This window comes from Streptomyces sp. NPDC015127 (genome assembly GCF_043080095.1).
Classification (GTDB): domain Bacteria; phylum Actinomycetota; class Actinomycetes; order Streptomycetales; family Streptomycetaceae; genus Streptomyces.
This window is the reverse complement of the sequence record NZ_JBIBVE010000006.1, coordinates 108,595-125,720: the sequence shown is the minus strand read 5'-3', so window position 1 is coordinate 125,720 and position 17,126 is coordinate 108,595. Positions and strand designations below refer to the sequence as shown.

Genomic DNA, 17,126 nt, shown 5'->3' with positions numbered 1-17,126 from the left:
GGAATGTACTCCCAGCGGGGGCGCCGTTCGTGAGGCTGGTTACAGACCGAGTTCGACCTCGAACTCGCCGGCCTCCAGGATCGCCTTGACGGCCGTCAGGTAGCGGGCCGCGTCGGCGCCGTCCACCAGACGGTGGTCGTAGGAGAGCGCGACGTACGTCATGTCGCGGACGGCGATCGTCTCGCCCAGGTCCGGGTGGTTCACGACCACCGGACGGCGGACCGTGGCACCGATGCCCAGGATGGCGACCTGGTTCGGCGGCACGATGATCGTGTCGAACAGCGCACCGCGCGAGCCGGTGTTGCTGATGGTGAAGGTCGCGCCGGCGAGGTCGTCCGGCGTGATCTTGCTGGCGCGCACGGCGCCGGCGAGCTCGGCGGTCTTCTTCGCGATGCCGGCGATGTTCAGGTCGCCCGCACCCTTGATGACCGGCGTCATCAGACCCTTCTCGGAGTCGACGGCGATGCCGATGTTCTCCGAGTCGAAGTACGTGATGGTGCCCTCGTCCTCGTTGATCCGGGCGTTGATGACCGGGTGGGCCTTCAGCGCCTGGGCCGCGGCCTTGACGAAGAACGGCATCGGGGAGAGCTTGACGCCCTCACGAGCCGCGAACGCGTCCTTGGCACGGGCGCGCAGCTTCATCAGCTTGGTGATGTCGACCTCGACGACCGAGGTCAGCTGGGCCTGGCTGTGCAGCGCCTTCATCATGTTGTCGCCGATGACCTTGCGCATGCGGGTCATCTTGACGGTCTGACCGCGCAGCGGGGACGCCTCCAGCTTCGGAGCCTGCGGCGCGGCCGGAGCGGCAGCGGCGGCGGGCGCCGGGACGGCGGCCTTGGCGGCCTCCGCGGCTGCGATGACGTCCTGCTTGCGGATACGGCCGCCGACGCCGGTGCCCTTGACGGTGCCGAGGTCGACGCCGTTCTCGGCGGCGAGCTTGCGGACCAGCGGCGTGACGTACGCGTCGCTCGCCTCGATGGAGACGGGCGCGGCGGGCGCGACCGGGGCAGCGGGCGCGGGAGCCGGAGCCGGAGCCGCAGGGGCGGCCGGGGCAGCGGCGGCCGGAGCCGGAGCCGGAGCGGCGGGAGCCGGAGCCGGGGCCGGCGCGGGAGCCGGAGCCGGAGCCGCGGGGGCGGCCGGGGCCTCGGCGGCAGGCGCCGGGGCCGGGGCGGCGGGAGCCGGGGCAGCGGCCGGAGCCGCACCCGGAGCGCCGATGACGGCCAGCTTGGCGCCGACCTCGGCGGTCTCGTCCTCGCCGACCACGATCTCCAGCAGCACACCGGAAGCCGGGGCCGGGATCTCGGTGTCGACCTTGTCGGTGGAGACCTCGAGCAGGGGCTCGTCCTCCGAGACCTCCTCGCCGACCTCCTTCAGCCAGCGGGTGACGGTGCCCTCGGTGACGCTCTCGCCGAGCGCGGGGAGGACGACGTCGGTGCCGGCGGCGGAACCGCCGCCGGACGCGGCCTCGGCCGTCGGGGCCGGAGCCGGAGCGGCGGCCTCGGTGGACGGGGCGGCCTGCGGGGCCTCCTGGGCGGGGGCCGGCGCCGGGGCAGGAGCCTCGGCAGCGGCGGGGGCCGGGGCGGCAGCGGGCGCGCCCGTGCCGTCGTCGATGACGGCCAGCTCGGCGCCGACCTCGACGGTCTCGTCCTCGGCGACCTTGATGGAGGCCAGGACACCGGCGGCCGGGGCCGGGATCTCGGTGTCGACCTTGTCGGTGGAGACCTCGAGCAGCGGCTCGTCGGCCTCGACACGCTCGCCCTCGGCCTTCAGCCAGCGGGTGACAGTGCCCTCGGTGACGCTCTCGCCGAGCGCCGGAAGGGTTACGGAAACCGCCATGGTTTCAGTTGCTCCTTACGGTGGTGTCTCCCCGGCTCGTGCGAAGCACCAGCGAGGGGAGGGTGCGGAAGTGGTCGTCGCGCCCGGACTGATCAGTCGTGGGAGTGCAGCGGCTTGCCGGCCAGGGCCAGGTGGGCCTCGCCGAGAGCCTCGTTCTGCGTCGGGTGCGCGTGGATGAGCTGCGCGACCTCGGCCGGCAGTGCCTCCCAGTTGTAGATCAGCTGCGCTTCGCCGACCTGCTCGCCCATACGGTCACCGACCATGTGGACGCCGACCACGGCACCGTCCTTGACCTGGACGAGCTTGATCTCGCCCGCGGTCTTGAGGATCTTGCTCTTGCCGTTGCCCGCGAGGTTGTACTTCAGGGCGACGACCTTGTCCGCACCGTAGATCTCCTTGGCCTTCGCCTCGGTGATGCCGACGGAGGCGACCTCGGGGTGGCAGTACGTCACCCGCGGCACGCCGTCGTAGTCGATCGGGACAGTCTTGAGACCGGCCAGCCGCTCCGCCACCAGGATGCCCTCGGCGAAGCCGACGTGCGCGAGCTGGAGGGTCGGGACCAGGTCGCCTACCGCGGAGACGGTGGGCACGTTGGTCTGCATGTACTCGTCGACCAGGACGTAGCCGCGGTCCATCGCGACGCCCTGCTCCTCGTAGCCGAGACCGGCCGAGACCGGGCCGCGGCCGATGGCGACCAGCAGCACCTCCGCCTCGAAGGTCTTGCCGTCCGCGAGGGTGACGCGCACACCGGTCTCGGTGTACTCGGCCTTCTCGAAGAAGGTGCCCAGGTTGAACTTGATGCCGCGCTTGCGGAACGCGCGCTCAAGAAGCTTCGAAGAGTTCTCGTCCTCGACCGGCACCAGGTGCTTGAGGCCCTCGATGACGGTGACGTCGGTGCCGAAGGACTTCCACGCCGAGGCGAACTCGACGCCGATGACGCCGCCGCCCAGGATGATCGCCGACTGCGGGACGCGGTCCAGCTTGAGGGCGTGGTCCGAGGAGATGATGCGGTTGCCGTCGATGTCCAGACCCGGCAGCGACTTCGGCACGGAGCCGGTCGCCAGCAGGACGTGGCGGCCCTGGATGCGCTGGCCGTTCACGTCGACGGAGGTGGGGGAGGACAGGCGGCCCTCACCCTCGATGTAGGTCACCTTGCGGGAGGCGACGAGACCCTGCAGGCCCTTGTACAGGCCGGAGATCACGTCGTCCTTGTACTTGTGGACACCGGCGATGTCGATGCCCTCGAACGAGGTCTTGACACCGAACTGCTCGGCCTCGCGAGCCTGGTCGGCGATCTCGCCGGCGTGCAGCAGAGCCTTGGTGGGAATGCATCCGTTGTGCAGGCAGGTGCCGCCGAGCTTGTTCTTTTCGATCAGTGCGACGTCCAGGCCCAGCTGAGCTCCGCGCAGCGCCGCAGCGTAACCGCCGCTACCGCCGCCGAGGATCACTAGGTCGAAAACGGTGCTGGCGTCGTTCGCCACGTCACGTCCTCCATGCATGTGCGCCGTTCGCCGTCGTCGATGACGGGCGGCGGCTGGTGTTCGGCCGCTTAGTCTTCGGCCCTGTGGTGGGGGCCCTGTCCTGCCGAGAACCCATCTTTGCACTTGTCGACGGACGGCGGGACGCGGGGCCGGAGCTTGAGATGGTGAGCTTGAACGCGTTCTGCGGTTACCGGGGGGTACGGGGGCCTGGGGGCGGAGCCCCCGATGACCGCCCCCGTACCCGCCGCGTCAGCCCAGGTCGCCGGAGGCCGTGCGCTCCGCCAGCCTGACCAGCGTGCGCACCGCCGAGCCCGTGCCGCCCTTGGGCGTGTAGCCGTACGGCGCGCCCTCGTGGAACGCCGGGCCCGCGATGTCCAGGTGGGCCCAGGTGATGCCCTCGCCGACGAACTCCTTCAGGAACAGGCCCGCCACCAGGCCTCCGCCCATCCGCTCGCCCATGTTGGCGATGTCGGCGGTCGGCGAGTCCATGCCCTTGCGCAGGTCGGCGGGGAGCGGCATCGGCCAGGACGCCTCGCCGACCTCCTCGGCGATCTCGTGGATCGAGGTACGGAACGCGTCGTCGTTCGACATGATCCCGAACGTGCGGTTGCCGAGCGCGAGGACCATCGCGCCGGTCAGGGTCGCCACGTCGACGATCGCGTCCGGGTTCTCCTCCGACGCCTTCGTCAGCGCGTCGGCGAGCACCAGGCGGCCCTCGGCGTCGGTGTTCAGCACCTCGACCGTCTTGCCGCTGTACATGCGCAGCACGTCACCGGGGCGGGTGGCCGAACCGGACGGCATGTTCTCGGCGAGCGCCAGCCAGCCGGTGACGTTGACCGCGATGCCCAGGCGGGCGGCGGCGACGACGGCGGCGAACACGGCGGCGGCGCCGCTCATGTCGCACTTCATCGTCTCGTTGTGGCCGGCCGGCTTCAGGGAGATGCCGCCCGAGTCGTAGGTGATGCCCTTGCCGACCAGGGCCAGGTGCTTGGCGCCCTTGGAGTGCGTGTAGGCCAGCTTCACCAGGCGCGGCGGGTTCTGCGAGCCCTGGCCGACGCCGAGGATGCCGCCGAAGCCGCCCTTGGCCAGCGCTTTCTCGTCCAGCACCTGCACCTTGATGCCGTGCTCCTTGCCGGCGGCGGCGGTGATCGCGGCGAAGGACTCGGGGGTGAGGTCGTTCGGCGGGGTGTTGATCAGGTCCCGGGCGCGGTTGATCTCCTCGGTGAGGGCGATCGCGCGCTCGGCGGCGGCCTTGAACGCCTTGTCGCGCGGCTTGGCACCGAGCAGCGCCACCTCGGCCAGCGGCTTCTTCCCGCCGTTCTCGTCGGCCTTCCCCTGGTACGCGGTGAACGCGTAGGCGCCCAGCAGCGCGCCCTCCGCGATGGCCTCCGCGTCCTCGACGGCCTCTATGGGCAGCGCGAAGGCCGCCTTCTTCGAACCGGTCAGCGCGCGGGCCGCGCTGCCGGCCGCACGGCGCAGGGCCTCGGTGTCGTACGCCTCGTCCTGCTCCGGCGCGGCGCCGAGGCCGACCGCCAGGACGACCGGCGACTTGATGCCGTCGGGGGCGGGGAGCTTGGTCACCTCGCCCTCGGCACCACTCGCGCCGAGGGTCTGGAGGACCGTGGCGAGCTTTCCGGCGAACGCCTTGTCCACGGCCTCCGCGCCCGGTGCGACCACCGGGCCCTTGGCCCCCTTGGCGACACCGACGACGACGGCGTCGGCGCGCAGCGTCGCCGCGCCGGCAGTGCTGAGAGTGAGAGCAGTCACGGTGGTGAAATCTCGCTTCCGTTGAGTTCCGAGGCCGCAGCGGGCCGTACCGGGGGATGGATCGGCATCCCCACGCCGGGGAAGAGCCTACGCGCGCTGGTCTGTCCCGCTCACGGCGGCGGCGGTTCACTCGTCCGTGGTGTCTCTTTCATGTTTGAGCCAAAGGTGGTGAGAGGTCGGCCACACTCACCCCGTTCAGGCAAGGGGGCACCGCGCTCCTTTGCATCATCTCCACAGATCCTCCGCGCGGCCGACCGTGCCCGGGAGGGCGTGCAAGGGGGGAAATCATGGAGCTGCACGGACCACGCATGCGCAGAGCCGCCGCCTCGGTGGTCGCCGCGGCCGCACTGGCGACGGCGGTCCCGGCGGCCTCGGCCGCCGCGGCACCGCTGCCGCGCATCGATCTGACCGTCCTCGTCGTCGACGACGGCGGCGGAGCGGTCGACGCGATCGTCTCGGAACTGCGGAGCACCGGGGTGCCGTACCGGAAGGTCGACCTGACCGACCCCGGCCGGCCCGTCGTCGACGCCGCGTTCCTCAGCGACACCGTCGACGGCCGGCCGCGGGCCAGGTACCAGGGCGTGGTCGTCCCGGACGAGGACCCGTTCGGCGCGGACACCGCCCGGGGCGCGGCCGAGAACGCGGCCCTTTTCGCGTACGAGAAGACGTTCGGGATTCGTCAGGTCGACGCCTATACCTGGTCACATCCGGGGGTCGGGCTGGAGTACGTCGACAACGGGGGATACGCGGGCGCCCTCGACGGCGCCCCGAGCGCGCTCACCGCGGCCGGCCGCTCCGGTCCGTTCGGCTACCTCGACGGGCCTGTCGCCTTCGAGGACAACTCGCCGCTCGTGACGGAGAGCTACGGCTTCGCGGGCCGGCCCCGGGAGGGCTTCACCAGCTACCTCGACACGCCCGTCGGCGACGGCACCGCGCGCGGCAGCCTGATCGGCGAGTACGCCCACGACGGGCGCCGCGAGCTGGTGGTGACCTTCGCCTACAACCGGCACCAGCGGCAGTTCCGGGTCCTGGCCCGCGGCATCGTCGAATGGCTCACCCAGGGCGTCCACCTCGGGCAGAGCCGTCAGTACTTCTCCGTGCACGTCGACGACGTCTTCGCCCCCGACGCCCGCTGGGACACCGCACGCAACTGCACGCCCGGCGACTTCGACTGCACCGGCGCCGGCGAGGAGACCGCCCCCATCCGCATGACCGCGGCCGACGCCGCGTACGCCGCGGCCTGGCAGCGCACCGCCGGCTTCACCCTCGACATGGTGCACAACGCGGGCGCGGGTGAGGAGTGGAAGGCCGAGCACGGCGGCAGCGACCCGCTCACCGACCGGCTCCTCGCCGACAAGGCGCAGTACCGCTGGATCAACCACACCTACACGCACCCCTTCCTCGGCTGCGTCCAGGACGTGTCGGTCGTGCCCTGGCAGTGCGCCGAGGACGCCGCGGGCGCGACGCGCTGGACCAGCCGCGCCGAGATCTCGGCGCAGATCCGCGACAACCACGACTGGGCCGTCCGCAAGGGACTCTCCGTCGACCGCGCCGAACTCGTCACCGGCGAGCACTCCGGTCTGAAGACCCTTCCGCAGCAGCCAGTGGACAACCCGAACCTCGCGGGCGCCCTCGCCGACAACGGCGTCAAGTGGATCGCGAGCGACAACTCCCGTGAACCGCAGCAGCGCCCCGTGGGCACCGCCCGCACCGTGCCCCGCCACCCGATGAACGTGTACTACAACGTGGGCACCGCGGCCGAGATGACGGACGAGTACAACTGGATCTACACCTCGGCGGCCGACGGCGGCAGCGGGGTCTGCGAGACCAACCCGGCCTCCACCTGCCTGCCCGAGCCGCTCGACACCGCCACCGGCTACGCCTCGTACATCGTGCCGCAGGAGGCCCGCACCGCCCTCGGCCACGTCGTCGCGGGCGACCCCCGCCCGCACTACGTCCACCAGTCCAACCTCGCAGAGGAACGCCTCCTCTACCCGGTGCTCGACAGAGTGCTCGCCGACTACCGCGCCCTGTTCGCGGACAACACCCCGCTCGTCAACCCGCGCCAGCGGGACACCGGAACCGAGCTCGCGCGGCGCGCCGCCTGGAGCGGGGCCCTCGCCGCGGGCAGGGTCACCGCGTACCGCATCGGCGACACCGTCACCGTCAAGGCGCCGTCGGGTGTGGCCGCTCCGGTCACTGCGCCGGAGGGCACCCGAAAACAACATCTGCTGACCACCACGGCGTTCGGCACCGCCTACGCCGGGACGCGGTCCGCCTGGACCACGCCCGAAATGCTCCAGTCGGCGATCACGCTGAGGCTCCCGTCCTGAGCCCGCCGAGCCTCGACGTATCGACCGCTCGCCGACCGCTGTCCTGGGGGGGAAGAACCATGCCGAGCTGTGGCCGCCATGTCACCATGCTCACCGAAGGCACCTATCCGCACGTCCACGGGGGCGTGTCCACCTGGTGCGACCAGCTCGTACGCGGAATGCCGGAGGTCGACTTCCAGGTCGTCGCCCTCACCGGCAGCGGGCGCGAGCCGGTCACCTGGGAACTGCCGCCGAACGTCTACCGGCACACCTCCTTCCCGCTGTGGGGCCCCGAGCCCGCCCGCCGGCGGCTCCCACGGCGAGAACGCCGCCGCTTCCTCGACCTCTACGAGCGCTTCCTGCTGTCGCTGCTCGACCCCGCCGCCGACTGCGACTTCGGCGCGGCGCTGGACGAACTCACCGGCTACGCACGCGAGGGCCGGCTGACGGCGGCGCTGCGCTCCGAGTCCGTGCTGCGGTCCCTGATGTGGATCTGGACCATGCCGCATCTGGAGATATCCGCCGCCCGGCCCACCGTGCACGACGCGCTGACCGCCAACGACCTGCTGGAGCACGCGCTGCGTCCGCTGGCGGCGCGGATCCCCGACGACGCGATCGCGCACGCCGTCAGCGCCGGGCTCGCCACCCTGCCCGCGCTCGCCGCCCAGCACGTCGACGGCGTGCCCTTCCTGCTCACCGAACACGGCATCTACCTGCGCGAGCGCTACCTCGGCTACCGCGCCCAGGCACAGCGCGCGCCCGTGAAGACACTGATGCTGAGCTTCTACCGGGAGCTGAACACGCTGGGCTACCGGCGGGCCGACCTGATCACCCCCTGCAACCGCTACAACCGGCGGTGGGAGGAGCGGGGCGGCGCACCCGCGGAACGCATCCGCACCGTCTACAACGGCGTCGACCCGCACGCCTTCCCCGCCGCCGGACCCGAACCCGACGTGCCCACCCTCTCCTGGGCGGGGCGGATCGACCCGATCAAGGACCTGGAGACGCTGATCCGCGCGTACGCGATGGTCCGAGCCGAACTGCCCGCCGTACGGCTGCGGTTGTTCGGCGGTGTCCCCGCGGGCGGCGAGGCGTACCGCGTCCGGCTGGAGAAGCTCGCCGCCGAACTCGGCGTCGTGGACGGCATCGCGTGGGAGGGACGCGTCAGCGACGTGGCCCGCGCGTACGCCGCGGGCAGCGTGGTGCTGCTCTCCTCGATCAGCGAGGGGTTCCCCTTCTCACTCATCGAGGCGATGTCGTGCGGGCGGGCCACCGTGTCCACGGACGTCGGCGGCGTGCGGGAGGCGGTCGGCGACACCGGCCTCGTCGTACCGCCGCGCGAACCGGCACTGATGGCCGAGGCGACCGTCGGCCTTCTGCGGGACGCCGGGCGGCGGGCGGAGCTGGGACGGCGGGCCCGGCAGCGGGTCGTCGACCGGTTCACGCTGACCCGTTCCGTCGAGGGCTTCCGCCGCATCTACCGCGAACTGGCCGGCTTCCCGGAGACGGTGGCGCAGCCGCGGTACGCCGAGGCGGTGGCCGGGTGAGCGGTCCCCTGTGGCAGGGGCCGGGGCCATGGGTCGACACCCTGCCCGTCCTGCCGCGGCAGCGCGCCTTCGGCTCCGGCACGGCGGCCGCAGCAGGGGGCGCGGCGCCAGCCGCTCCAGTGGAGCCGGTGCTTGCACCGGAGGACGCGCTCGCCGACCGGCTGCACGACGTGATCGCCGCGGCCGTGCACCCCGACGAGATCGCGGCGGTGCTGGAGTCCGACGGCATGACGGACGACCACATCCGGCTCGTCTACGGCCGCCCGGACTCCTTCACGCTGGCCGAGGAGCTGTACGCCAGGGTTCCCCGCGCCCACCCCGAACCGCCCGGCCCGCCCGCCGACCCGTGGCGGGTGGGCCTGCTCGGCTGCCTGCTGCGCGGCCTCGTGTTCGCCCTGCCCGGCCTCGCCTACGTCCTGGCCGCGCCGCTGCTCGCGGGAGCGGCCCTGGCACCGCTGCTCGCGGGCGCGCTGACGGGCTGGATGTGGAACCAGGCGCTGTCCCACCGGGCCTACGCGTGGCTGGGTCTCGGCGACCGGGCCGCCGCCGTCCGCTGCCTGCGCGCCGGCGCCCCGGCGGGGGCCGCGCTCGGCACGGCGGCGGCGCTGCTGTGCACGGGAGCGGGCCAGTGGCCGTCGGCGGTCTTCGCGGCGGCCCAGTCGGTCTACCTTGCGGCGGCGACACCGCTACTGGTCCTGGGCCGCGAACGGCCCCTGCTGTACTGCCTGTTGCCGCTCCCTGCGGGCACGCTCCTGGTCCTGCTCCACGAGGACCTGCCGCAGTGGGCACGCACGGGCCTGCTGCTGGCGTCCCTGACGGCGAGCCTGACGACATCGGCGGCGTCGCTGCGCCCGACCGCCTCGGCCGGGCGGCCGGCGCACGGCGGGCTACGGCGTGTCCGGGTCGCCGAGGCGGGCGGTCGGCTGCGGCCGACGGCCGGTGCGTCGGCCGATGAGAGCGAGGCGGGGAGTGCGGGGCTTCGAAGTGGCTTCCGCGGGCTGCGCCTTCTTGTGCGAGGCGGTCCCGCGCGTCGGGCCGGTGTGCCGGTCGCCGACGCGGGCGGTCGGCTGCGACGGGCGTCCGCCGATGACCGCGAGGTGGCGGCGCGGCTTCGAGGCGCGGAGCCACCGCCTTCGGGGAGCGGCCGGCCCGTCGGCCGAGTCCGTACCGGGGCGGGCGCCGTCCTGGACGCGCATGCGGCTGCCCGCCCGGCCCCGCGGCCTCGGCGCACCGGCCGTCTCCGCCTGCGCGGCGTGCTCCGGGGCCGCCGGGGCCGGCCCGGGCCGGTCCTGGGGGCGGTGTCCGTCTCCGGGCGCACCGGACCGGCAGGCCGGTCCGAACGTGGCCCCGGGCGGCGGCGCCCGGTCGTGGTGCTCGGCGCAGTCTCGACCCGCGACGGGGCGGGCGCAGATCGCTCCCGGCTGCGCGGAGTCCTCGGCGGGGATCCGCGACGCCGGGCCGCGCCGCGGCTCGTCGCGTCCGTGCCGCACGGGCTGTTCGGGCTCGGCGTCGGGGTGCTCGTGCTGTACACCGCCCTCGGTGACGTGCTCGGCGGGACGACCGGCGCCGTCGTCGCCGCGCCGTCCGCCGTCGCGCTCACGCTCAGCATGGGGCCCGCCGAGTGGCTGCTGCACCGCTTCCGCAGCGAGACCCTCGCCGGTCTGCGGGCCAGCACCACGGCCCGCGCCTTCTGGCGCACAGCAGCCGCCGTGCTCGCCGAGTGCCTCGCCGGCTACCTCGCCGTCCTGTTCGCGCTGGCGCTCACGGGGACGTTGCTGTGGCCCGGCGCGCCCGCGCTCGGCGGCGTACGGCTGGCCACGCTGCTCCTCATCGGCACGGTGCTGTGGACCGGGCTCCTGCTCCAGTCGTTCGGGGCCGTCACCGTCGCGGCCGGCGTCTGCTGCGCGGCGGCGCTCGTCCAGACCGCGGCGCTCGTCACCGGCGCCGGGACCCCCCGGACGGCGGGGCTCGCCGTCGCGGCGACGGCGGCGGCCGTCCTCGCCGGGATCGTCTGCGCCCTCCTGGGCCGCGCCACGGCACACCGCGTATGAGCAGACTCCTGGTGCCGTACTACGAGCACCCCGCCGACCGCCCCGCCGCCTGGGACGCCGTCGTCGCGGCCGCGCCACGCCTCTACGGGGTCGTCCTCAACCCGGCCAGCGGGCCGGGTGCCGCGCCCGACCCGGAGTTCGCCGTGGTCGCGGCCCGGTTGCGGGACGCCGGGGTGCGGGTCGTCGGGTACGTGGACACCGACTACGGCCGCCGCCCGCACGCCGCCGTCCTCGGCGACCTGCTGCGCCACCGCGACTGGTACGCCACGGACGGCGTCTTCCTCGACCAGGTCTCCTCCGGCCCGGACGCCCTGCCCAACTACGCGCGCCTCGCCGTGGCCGCACGCGCGGCGGGGGCCACGACCGTCGTGCTCAACCACGGCGTCCACCCCGACCCCGCCTACGCCGAACTGGCCGACCTGCTCGTCACCTTCGAGGGACCCTGGGACGCCTACCGCAGGGCGGGCGTTCCGTCCTGGACGTCCGCGCACCCGCCGGAGAGGTTCTGCCACCTGGTCTACGCGGCCCCGCCCGACGCCCACGCGGGCGCCGCGGTCCACTGCGTGGTCCCGGGCACGGGAGCGCACCCGTGGGGCACCCTGCCGCATGCGCTGGCGCGGTCCGGCTACTGACCGAGCGCCAGCACGACGAGCGCCGCCGTCCCCGCGGTCTCCGCCAGTGCGCCGAACACGTCGCCCGTCACCCCGCCGAAGCGGCGCACGCAGTGACGCAGCAGCAGCTCCGCCACGGTGACGGCCGCGAAGACCGCGAGTGCCGCGTGCAGGGCACCGTACGGGCCGGTCAGTGCGCCCGCGCCCGCCGCGCACCCCGTCACCAGCGCCGCCGCCGTGAGCGCGAGCGGTACGGGGACGCACTCCGCGACCGCCGCTCCGAGGCCCTCCGGCCGCGCGGCCGGGACGCCGGGGCGGGATGCGAGGGTCAGGGCCAGGCGGGCCGCGACCGCCGACAGGGCCGCCGCCGACGCCCCGAGCGCCCAGCCCCGCTCGTACAGCGCACTCAGTGCCGCGACCTGCGCCAGCAGCACGAACAGCAGCATGATGACACCGAACGGGCCGACGTCCGACTGCTTCATGATCCGCAGCGCGTCCTCGGCGGGCTTTCCACTGCCCAGGCCGTCCGCCGTGTCGGCCAGCCCGTCCAGGTGCAGCCCGCGCGTGAGCACGGCCGGTACCGCGGCGGTGGCGACAGCGGCGAGCAGCGGGCCCGCGCCCAGCAGGAGCAGCACACCGCCGAGCGCGGCGGCGGACAGGCCGACGACCAGGCCGGCGAGCGGCGCGCACAGCATTCCGGCGCGGGCGGCGGCCCGGTCCCAGCGGGTCACCCGCACCGGGAGCACGGTCAGCGTGCCGAAGGCGAAACGCACGCCATGCAGAGCAGTCACCGCGCGAGAGTAGCCCGCCGCCTGCGAAGGTGAATGGCGCATAGCGTGCGAACCGGGAGCAGGTGGCATGGGTCACTGGTTGTATCGCAACATCGTCGAGCCGGGAAAGCTCCCGATGCTGCTCGCACTGGCCTCCTTCGTCCTCACGTTCCTCGTCACGCGCACCGTGACCCGGATGATCCGCGCGGGCCGCGGCCCCTTCCGGAACGTCACTCCGGGAGGCCTGCACATCCACCACGTGGTGCCGGGTGTCGTCCTCGCCGTGGTCGGCGGGTTCGCGTCCCTCGGCGGTGACCGCCGCAGCGTCACCGCCTGCGTCGGCGCCGTCGTCTTCGGGATGGGCGTGGGTCTCGTCCTCGACGAGTTCGCGCTGATCCTCCACCTCGACGACGTCTACTGGACCGAACAGGGCCGCCAGAGCGTCGAGGTCGTCGTGCTCGCCGCGGCCCTCGCCCTCCTCGTACTCGGCGGCTCGTCCCCCCTCGGCGTCGACGAACTCACGCCCGACGAACGGCAGGACCGCGCCGCGCTGATCCTCACCCTGGTCGGCAACTTCCTCTTCGTGGTCCTCGCCCTGGTCAAGGGCAAGCTCCGCATGGCCCTCATCGGCACCCTCGTGCCCCTCATCGCCCTGGTCGGCGCCGTACGGCTCGCCCGGCCCGGATCACCGTGGGCCCGCCGCTTCTACCGCGCGAGACCCCGCGCCCGCGCCAGGTCCCTCCTGCGCGCCGCCCGGCACGACCGGCGCTGGGGCGGGCTGCGCCGGAAGTTTCAGGACCTGATCGGCGGCGCGCCCGACCGGCTGCCGTCCCGCAAGGAGTGACCGCGGCGCCGCAGCAGCGCGTCCGCCCCGCACACCACCAGCACCGCCCCGATCGCCGCCAGGTGCTCCTTGCCCGCCAGGTTCGGCTTGACCACCACCTCGACGATCATCGCCACGAGCACCAGACCCGCCGTGACCCACGCCCGGTAGCGGTAGCAGACGTACACCGCGAGCCCGACCACCGCCGCCGACGGCCCCGTGTCCACGATCCGCGCGTCCGACGCGGGCAGCCCGAACGGCCCGTCCGGACCCACCGCGACACCGACCCGCGCGTACGTCGTCCCGGCCAGCGTCGACGCGTACGCGATCGCCAGCGTGCGCCCGCGCCCCAGCGCGAGCTCCGCGATGCCGAACACGAGCAGGATCTGCGCCAGCGCACCCCACACCGGCAGGTCCAGAGCCGGTACGAACAGCGACAGGGGCGTACGCAGCAGGGCGAGCCACAGCGGGTCCTCCGCCCTGACGAAGCCGATGTCGTGGACAACCCGCAGGCCCCGGGGGTGGTGCTGGAGCACGTAGAAGAAGGCGGTGAGCGCCACGGAGAGGAGGGTGAGCGGGAGTGCCCGCCACCGGTTCGCGGTGAGCGCCGAGCGGACCGCCCCGTACAGGGCACCCCACTCGCGACGCGCGAACGCGGACACCGCCGCTGCGCTCACCGGCCGCTCTCCAGATGCCGGCGGTGCAGCCACTTGGGGAGCCCCGGGGCCTCCAGGAACCCCTCGGCGCGGGCGGCCGCGACGCCGATGCGCAGCAGGTCGGCGCTCTTCTCGAAGAGCATGAATCGCGGCTCCCAGATCGGTCGGTACTTGGCGTTGGCCCGGTAGAGGGACTCGATCTGCCACCAGCGGGAGAGGAAGCCGAGCAGTGAGCGCCACAGCCTCAGCACCGGTCCCGCGCCGAGCCTCGAGCCACGTTCGAAGACCGACCTGAACATCGCGAAGTTGAGTGAGACCTGGGTGATCCCGATCTCTTCGGCGCGCTGGAGGAGTTCGATGACCATGAACTCCATCAGTCCGTTCTCCGCCTCGCGGTCGCGCCGCATGAGATCGAGCGACAGCCCCTTCGGCCCCCACGGCACGAAGCTCAGCACCGCCTTGAGCTCGCCCTCGCCGTCGGTGCACTCGAGCATCACGCAGCGCCCGTCCGCCGGATCGCCGAGCCGCCCCAGCGCCATCGAGAAGCCGCGCTCGGTGGCGCCGTCGCGCCAGTCGTCGGCGCGCCGCAGCAGCTCGTGCATCTCCTCGGCCGGGATCTCCTCGTGGCGGCGGATCCGCACCCGGTACCCGGCCCGCCTGATCCGGTTGTACGCCTGACGCACCGTCCGCATCGCCCGGCCCTCCAGCGTGAACTCGCCCGTGTCGACGATCGCCTCGTCGCCGAGTTCGAGCGCGTCCATGCCGTGCCGGGCGTACACCGTGCCCGCCTCCTCGCCGGCCCCCATCACCGCCGGGATCCAGCCGTGCTCGCGGGCCTCGGCCAGCCAGGGCTCGATCGCGCCCGGCCACGCCTCGGGATCGCCGATCGGATCGCCCGACGCGAGCGAGACCCCGCTCACCACCCGGTACGTCACGGCCGCCTTGCCGGTCGGCGACCACACCACGCTCTTCTCGCGGCGCAGCGCGAAGTAGCCCAGCGAGTCCCGCTCGCCGTGCCGCTCCAACAGCGTGCGCAGCCTCGCCTCGTCGTCCGGCGTGAGGGGGTCGACGGCACGGCGCGAACGGAAGGCCGCGTACAGCACGGCGAGCAGCAGCAGCGTGGACATGATGTTGATGACGACGTCCACCCAGTCCGGCGTGGTGATCTCCGGGAAGCGGGAGTCGTCGACGGCGACGGACACGAGCCGCATCGCGCCGTAGCGCCAGCGTTCCAGGAAGGTCGAGCCGGCGGACGAGGTGTTGGTGACGGTGACGAGCCCGGTGGCGAGCAGGGAGGTGACCAGCAGTCCGCCGACGGCGACGGCCGTGGCGAGTCGGGGGTTGGAGCGGTCGCCCTTCGCGTAGAACTCGCGGCGGCCGAGCAGCAGGGCGGCCATGAAGGCCGCGCTGAGCACGAAGGAGATCCAGTTCTGGGCGTGCTGACGGATCTCGGGGAAGACCATCGCGAAGGCGAACAGCAGCAGGAACAGGCCGCACAGAACCATGTTGAGGATCCAGGCGGCCCGTTTGCGGCGGCGCATCGTGATGGCGAGGAAGAGCGTGAAGACGCCGGAGGCGAAGCCCGCGGTGAGCAGATAGGGCGTGAAGTAGTTGTCGGTGTTGTGGCGCCGCAGGTCCTGGCCGAAAGAGACCCAGACGGCACTCAGGAAATTGATGAACGTCACGACCCGCAGGTACCAGACGGCGAAAGCCGCGCTGCGCCGCGTACGCGGGGTACTGCGGCGGGACTCTTCACCGGACGAACGGACTTCTCCCATGAAACAGGATCATATGGGGCATAGCGGATCATGTGGTGCTGCGCTGCGGCCGCCGTCCGGTCGGCGGCGGCCGCGCCCGTCGGTCCGTCAGTCGGTTATCGCTGTGTCTGTCCCCGTGTCGGTGCTGCCCGGCTGCGGCCCCCGCTCGGGCAGCTCCGCCGCGAGCGCGGCGGCCGCCTGGACGAAGGGGAGCGCGAGCAGTGCCCCCGTTCCCTCGCCGACGGTGACGCCGTGGTCGAGCAGCGGGTTGAGCGCCAGGCGGTCCAGCGCCTTCGCCTGCGCCGGCTCACCGCTGAGCTGACCCGCGAGCCACCAGTCCGGCGCACGGAACGCCGCGCGCTGGCCCACCAGACCGCACGCCGCCGCCACGACACCGTCGAGGACGACCGGCATCCGGCGCACCGCGCACTGCAGCAGGAACCCGGTCATCGCGGCCAGGTCGGCGCCGCCGACGGTCGCGAGCAGCTCCAACTGGTCACCCAGCACCGGCCGCGCGCGGCGCAGCGCGTCGCGGATCGCCGCGCACTTGCGCATCCAGGCCAGGTCGTCGATCCCGGCCCCGCCGCGACCGGTGACCACGGACGCGTCCGTGCCGCACAGGGCGGCGATCAAAGTGGCGGCGGCGGTGGTGCCGCCGACGCTGAGGTCGCCGAGGACGATCAGATCGGTGCCGGAGTCGGCCTCCTCGTCGGCGATCGCCATGCCGAGGCGTACGGCCTGCTCGGCCTCCTCGACGGTCAGCGCGTCCTCGATGTCGATACGTCCGCTGCCGCGCCGCACCCGGTGCTTCACGACGTCCTCGGGAAGCAGCCCCGGATCGCAGTCCAGACCGGCGTCCACGATCCGCACCCGCACCCCGGACCGGCGGGCCAGCACGGCGACGGGGCTCGCGCCGTCCAGCACGGCCCGTACCAGCTCGTGCGCGGTCCCGGACTCCCGCCCGGACACGCCGAGTTCGGCGACGCCGTGGTCACCGGCGAACAGCACGACACGCGGCTGCTCGATGGCCCTGACCGGGACGGCGGCCTGCGCGGCCGCGAGCCACTCACCCAGCTCGTCGAGCCGCCCGAGCGAACCGGGCGGCACGATCAGCCGCTCACGCCGTTCCTCGGCGTCGCGGCGGATGCCGCTGTCGGGGCGCTCGATCAGATCGGAGAAGTCGTCGAGATTCAGCCTGCTCATTCGCCGAACAGTACCGTTTCCCCACCCCGCCCTTCCCCTGTCCCCGGCACCGCGCTCCGCACGGCGTCCTCAATCGCCGGACGGGCTGCATACGCACCCTGGCCGGCGCGCGGCCGGCGCGCGGGCAACTTCAGCTGGTCGCCGTGGGGGCCCACTCCGGCCTCGTTCGGCGTCCGGGCAACTCCGGCCTCGCCGGCGTGGGGTCGGTGTGCGGGCAACTTCAGCTGGTCGCCGTGGGGGCCCACTCCGGCCTCGTTCGGCGTCCGGGCAACTCCGGCCTCGCCGGCGTGGGGTCGGTGTGCGGGCACGTAC

The 17,126-nt window shown here is 73.2% G+C and carries 12 protein-coding genes; 5 read left to right on the top strand and 7 right to left on the bottom strand.

Going from position 1 to position 17,126, the window contains the following annotated elements; genetic code table 11:
• Nucleotides 1–39: 39 nt before the first annotated feature.
• The 3 genes from sucB to ACF08N_RS13790 all read right to left on the bottom strand — a co-directional run bounded on the left by sucB (nucleotide 40) and on the right by ACF08N_RS13790 (nucleotide 5,084).
• The gene (sucB, locus tag ACF08N_RS13800; RefSeq protein ID WP_392324796.1) at nucleotides 40–1,836 is read right to left on the bottom strand and encodes a 2-oxoglutarate dehydrogenase, E2 component, dihydrolipoamide succinyltransferase; all 1,797 of its coding nucleotides are present in this window, start codon (nucleotides 1,834–1,836) and stop codon (nucleotides 40–42) included.
• 92 nt (nucleotides 1,837–1,928) lie between these two features.
• Complete coding sequence (lpdA, locus tag ACF08N_RS13795; RefSeq protein ID WP_307715876.1) at nucleotides 1,929–3,317, bottom strand: dihydrolipoyl dehydrogenase; 1,389 nt, start codon at nucleotides 3,315–3,317, stop codon at nucleotides 1,929–1,931.
• Nucleotides 3,318–3,566: 249 nt separating this feature from the next.
• Complete coding sequence (locus tag ACF08N_RS13790; RefSeq protein WP_392324795.1) at nucleotides 3,567–5,084, bottom strand: leucyl aminopeptidase; 1,518 nt, start codon at nucleotides 5,082–5,084, stop codon at nucleotides 3,567–3,569.
• 287 nt (nucleotides 5,085–5,371) lie between these two features.
• On the opposite strand from ACF08N_RS13790, the gene ACF08N_RS13785 reads away from it, so the two are divergent.
• From ACF08N_RS13785 to ACF08N_RS13770, 4 genes are read left to right on the top strand one after another with little or no spacing between them, the layout of a single operon-like run.
• Nucleotides 5,372–7,417, top strand: a complete 2,046-nt coding sequence (locus ACF08N_RS13785) for a hypothetical protein (protein WP_392324794.1) — start codon at nucleotides 5,372–5,374, stop codon at nucleotides 7,415–7,417.
• Nucleotides 7,418–7,476: 59 nt separating this feature from the next.
• Nucleotides 7,477–8,943, top strand: a complete 1,467-nt coding sequence (pelF, locus tag ACF08N_RS13780; protein ID WP_392324793.1) for a GT4 family glycosyltransferase PelF — start codon at nucleotides 7,477–7,479, stop codon at nucleotides 8,941–8,943.
• A complete protein-coding gene (locus ACF08N_RS13775) occupies nucleotides 8,940–10,994 on the top strand; it encodes a hypothetical protein (RefSeq protein ID WP_392324792.1) in 2,055 nt (684 codons plus the stop codon). The genes pelF and ACF08N_RS13775 overlap by 4 nt, the downstream gene beginning before the upstream one ends.
• Entirely contained in the window at nucleotides 10,991–11,626 is a 636-nt protein-coding gene (locus ACF08N_RS13770) for a spherulation-specific family 4 protein (protein ID WP_392324791.1), read from the top strand. The genes ACF08N_RS13775 and ACF08N_RS13770 overlap by 4 nt, the downstream gene beginning before the upstream one ends.
• On the opposite strand, the gene ACF08N_RS13765 is transcribed toward ACF08N_RS13770, so the two are convergent.
• Nucleotides 11,620–12,396: an adenosylcobinamide-GDP ribazoletransferase gene (locus ACF08N_RS13765; protein ID WP_392324790.1), complete on the bottom strand. Its 777-nt coding sequence runs from the start codon at nucleotides 12,394–12,396 to the stop codon at nucleotides 11,620–11,622. The two genes, ACF08N_RS13770 and ACF08N_RS13765, sit on opposite strands and share 7 nt — an antisense overlap.
• A gap of 67 nt (nucleotides 12,397–12,463) precedes the next feature.
• On the opposite strand from ACF08N_RS13765, the gene ACF08N_RS13760 reads away from it, so the two are divergent.
• On the top strand, nucleotides 12,464–13,219 hold the full coding sequence (locus ACF08N_RS13760; protein ID WP_392324789.1) for a hypothetical protein: 756 nt from the start codon (nucleotides 12,464–12,466) through the stop codon (nucleotides 13,217–13,219).
• Here the strand turns inward: ACF08N_RS13760 and ACF08N_RS13755 are convergent.
• From ACF08N_RS13755 to cobT, 3 genes are all read right to left on the bottom strand, one after another.
• Entirely contained in the window at nucleotides 13,168–13,875 is a 708-nt protein-coding gene (locus tag ACF08N_RS13755) for a hypothetical protein (protein WP_392324788.1), read from the bottom strand. The genes ACF08N_RS13760 and ACF08N_RS13755 overlap by 52 nt on opposite strands.
• Nucleotides 13,872–15,632, bottom strand: coding sequence for a phosphatidylglycerol lysyltransferase domain-containing protein (locus tag ACF08N_RS13750; protein ID WP_392324787.1), 1,761 nt, complete (start codon nucleotides 15,630–15,632; stop codon nucleotides 13,872–13,874). The genes ACF08N_RS13755 and ACF08N_RS13750 overlap by 4 nt, the downstream gene beginning before the upstream one ends.
• Nucleotides 15,633–15,719: 87 nt before the next feature.
• Complete coding sequence (cobT, locus tag ACF08N_RS13745; RefSeq protein WP_392324786.1) at nucleotides 15,720–16,814, bottom strand: nicotinate-nucleotide--dimethylbenzimidazole phosphoribosyltransferase; 1,095 nt, start codon at nucleotides 16,812–16,814, stop codon at nucleotides 15,720–15,722.
• Nucleotides 16,815–17,126: the final 312 nt, after the last annotated feature.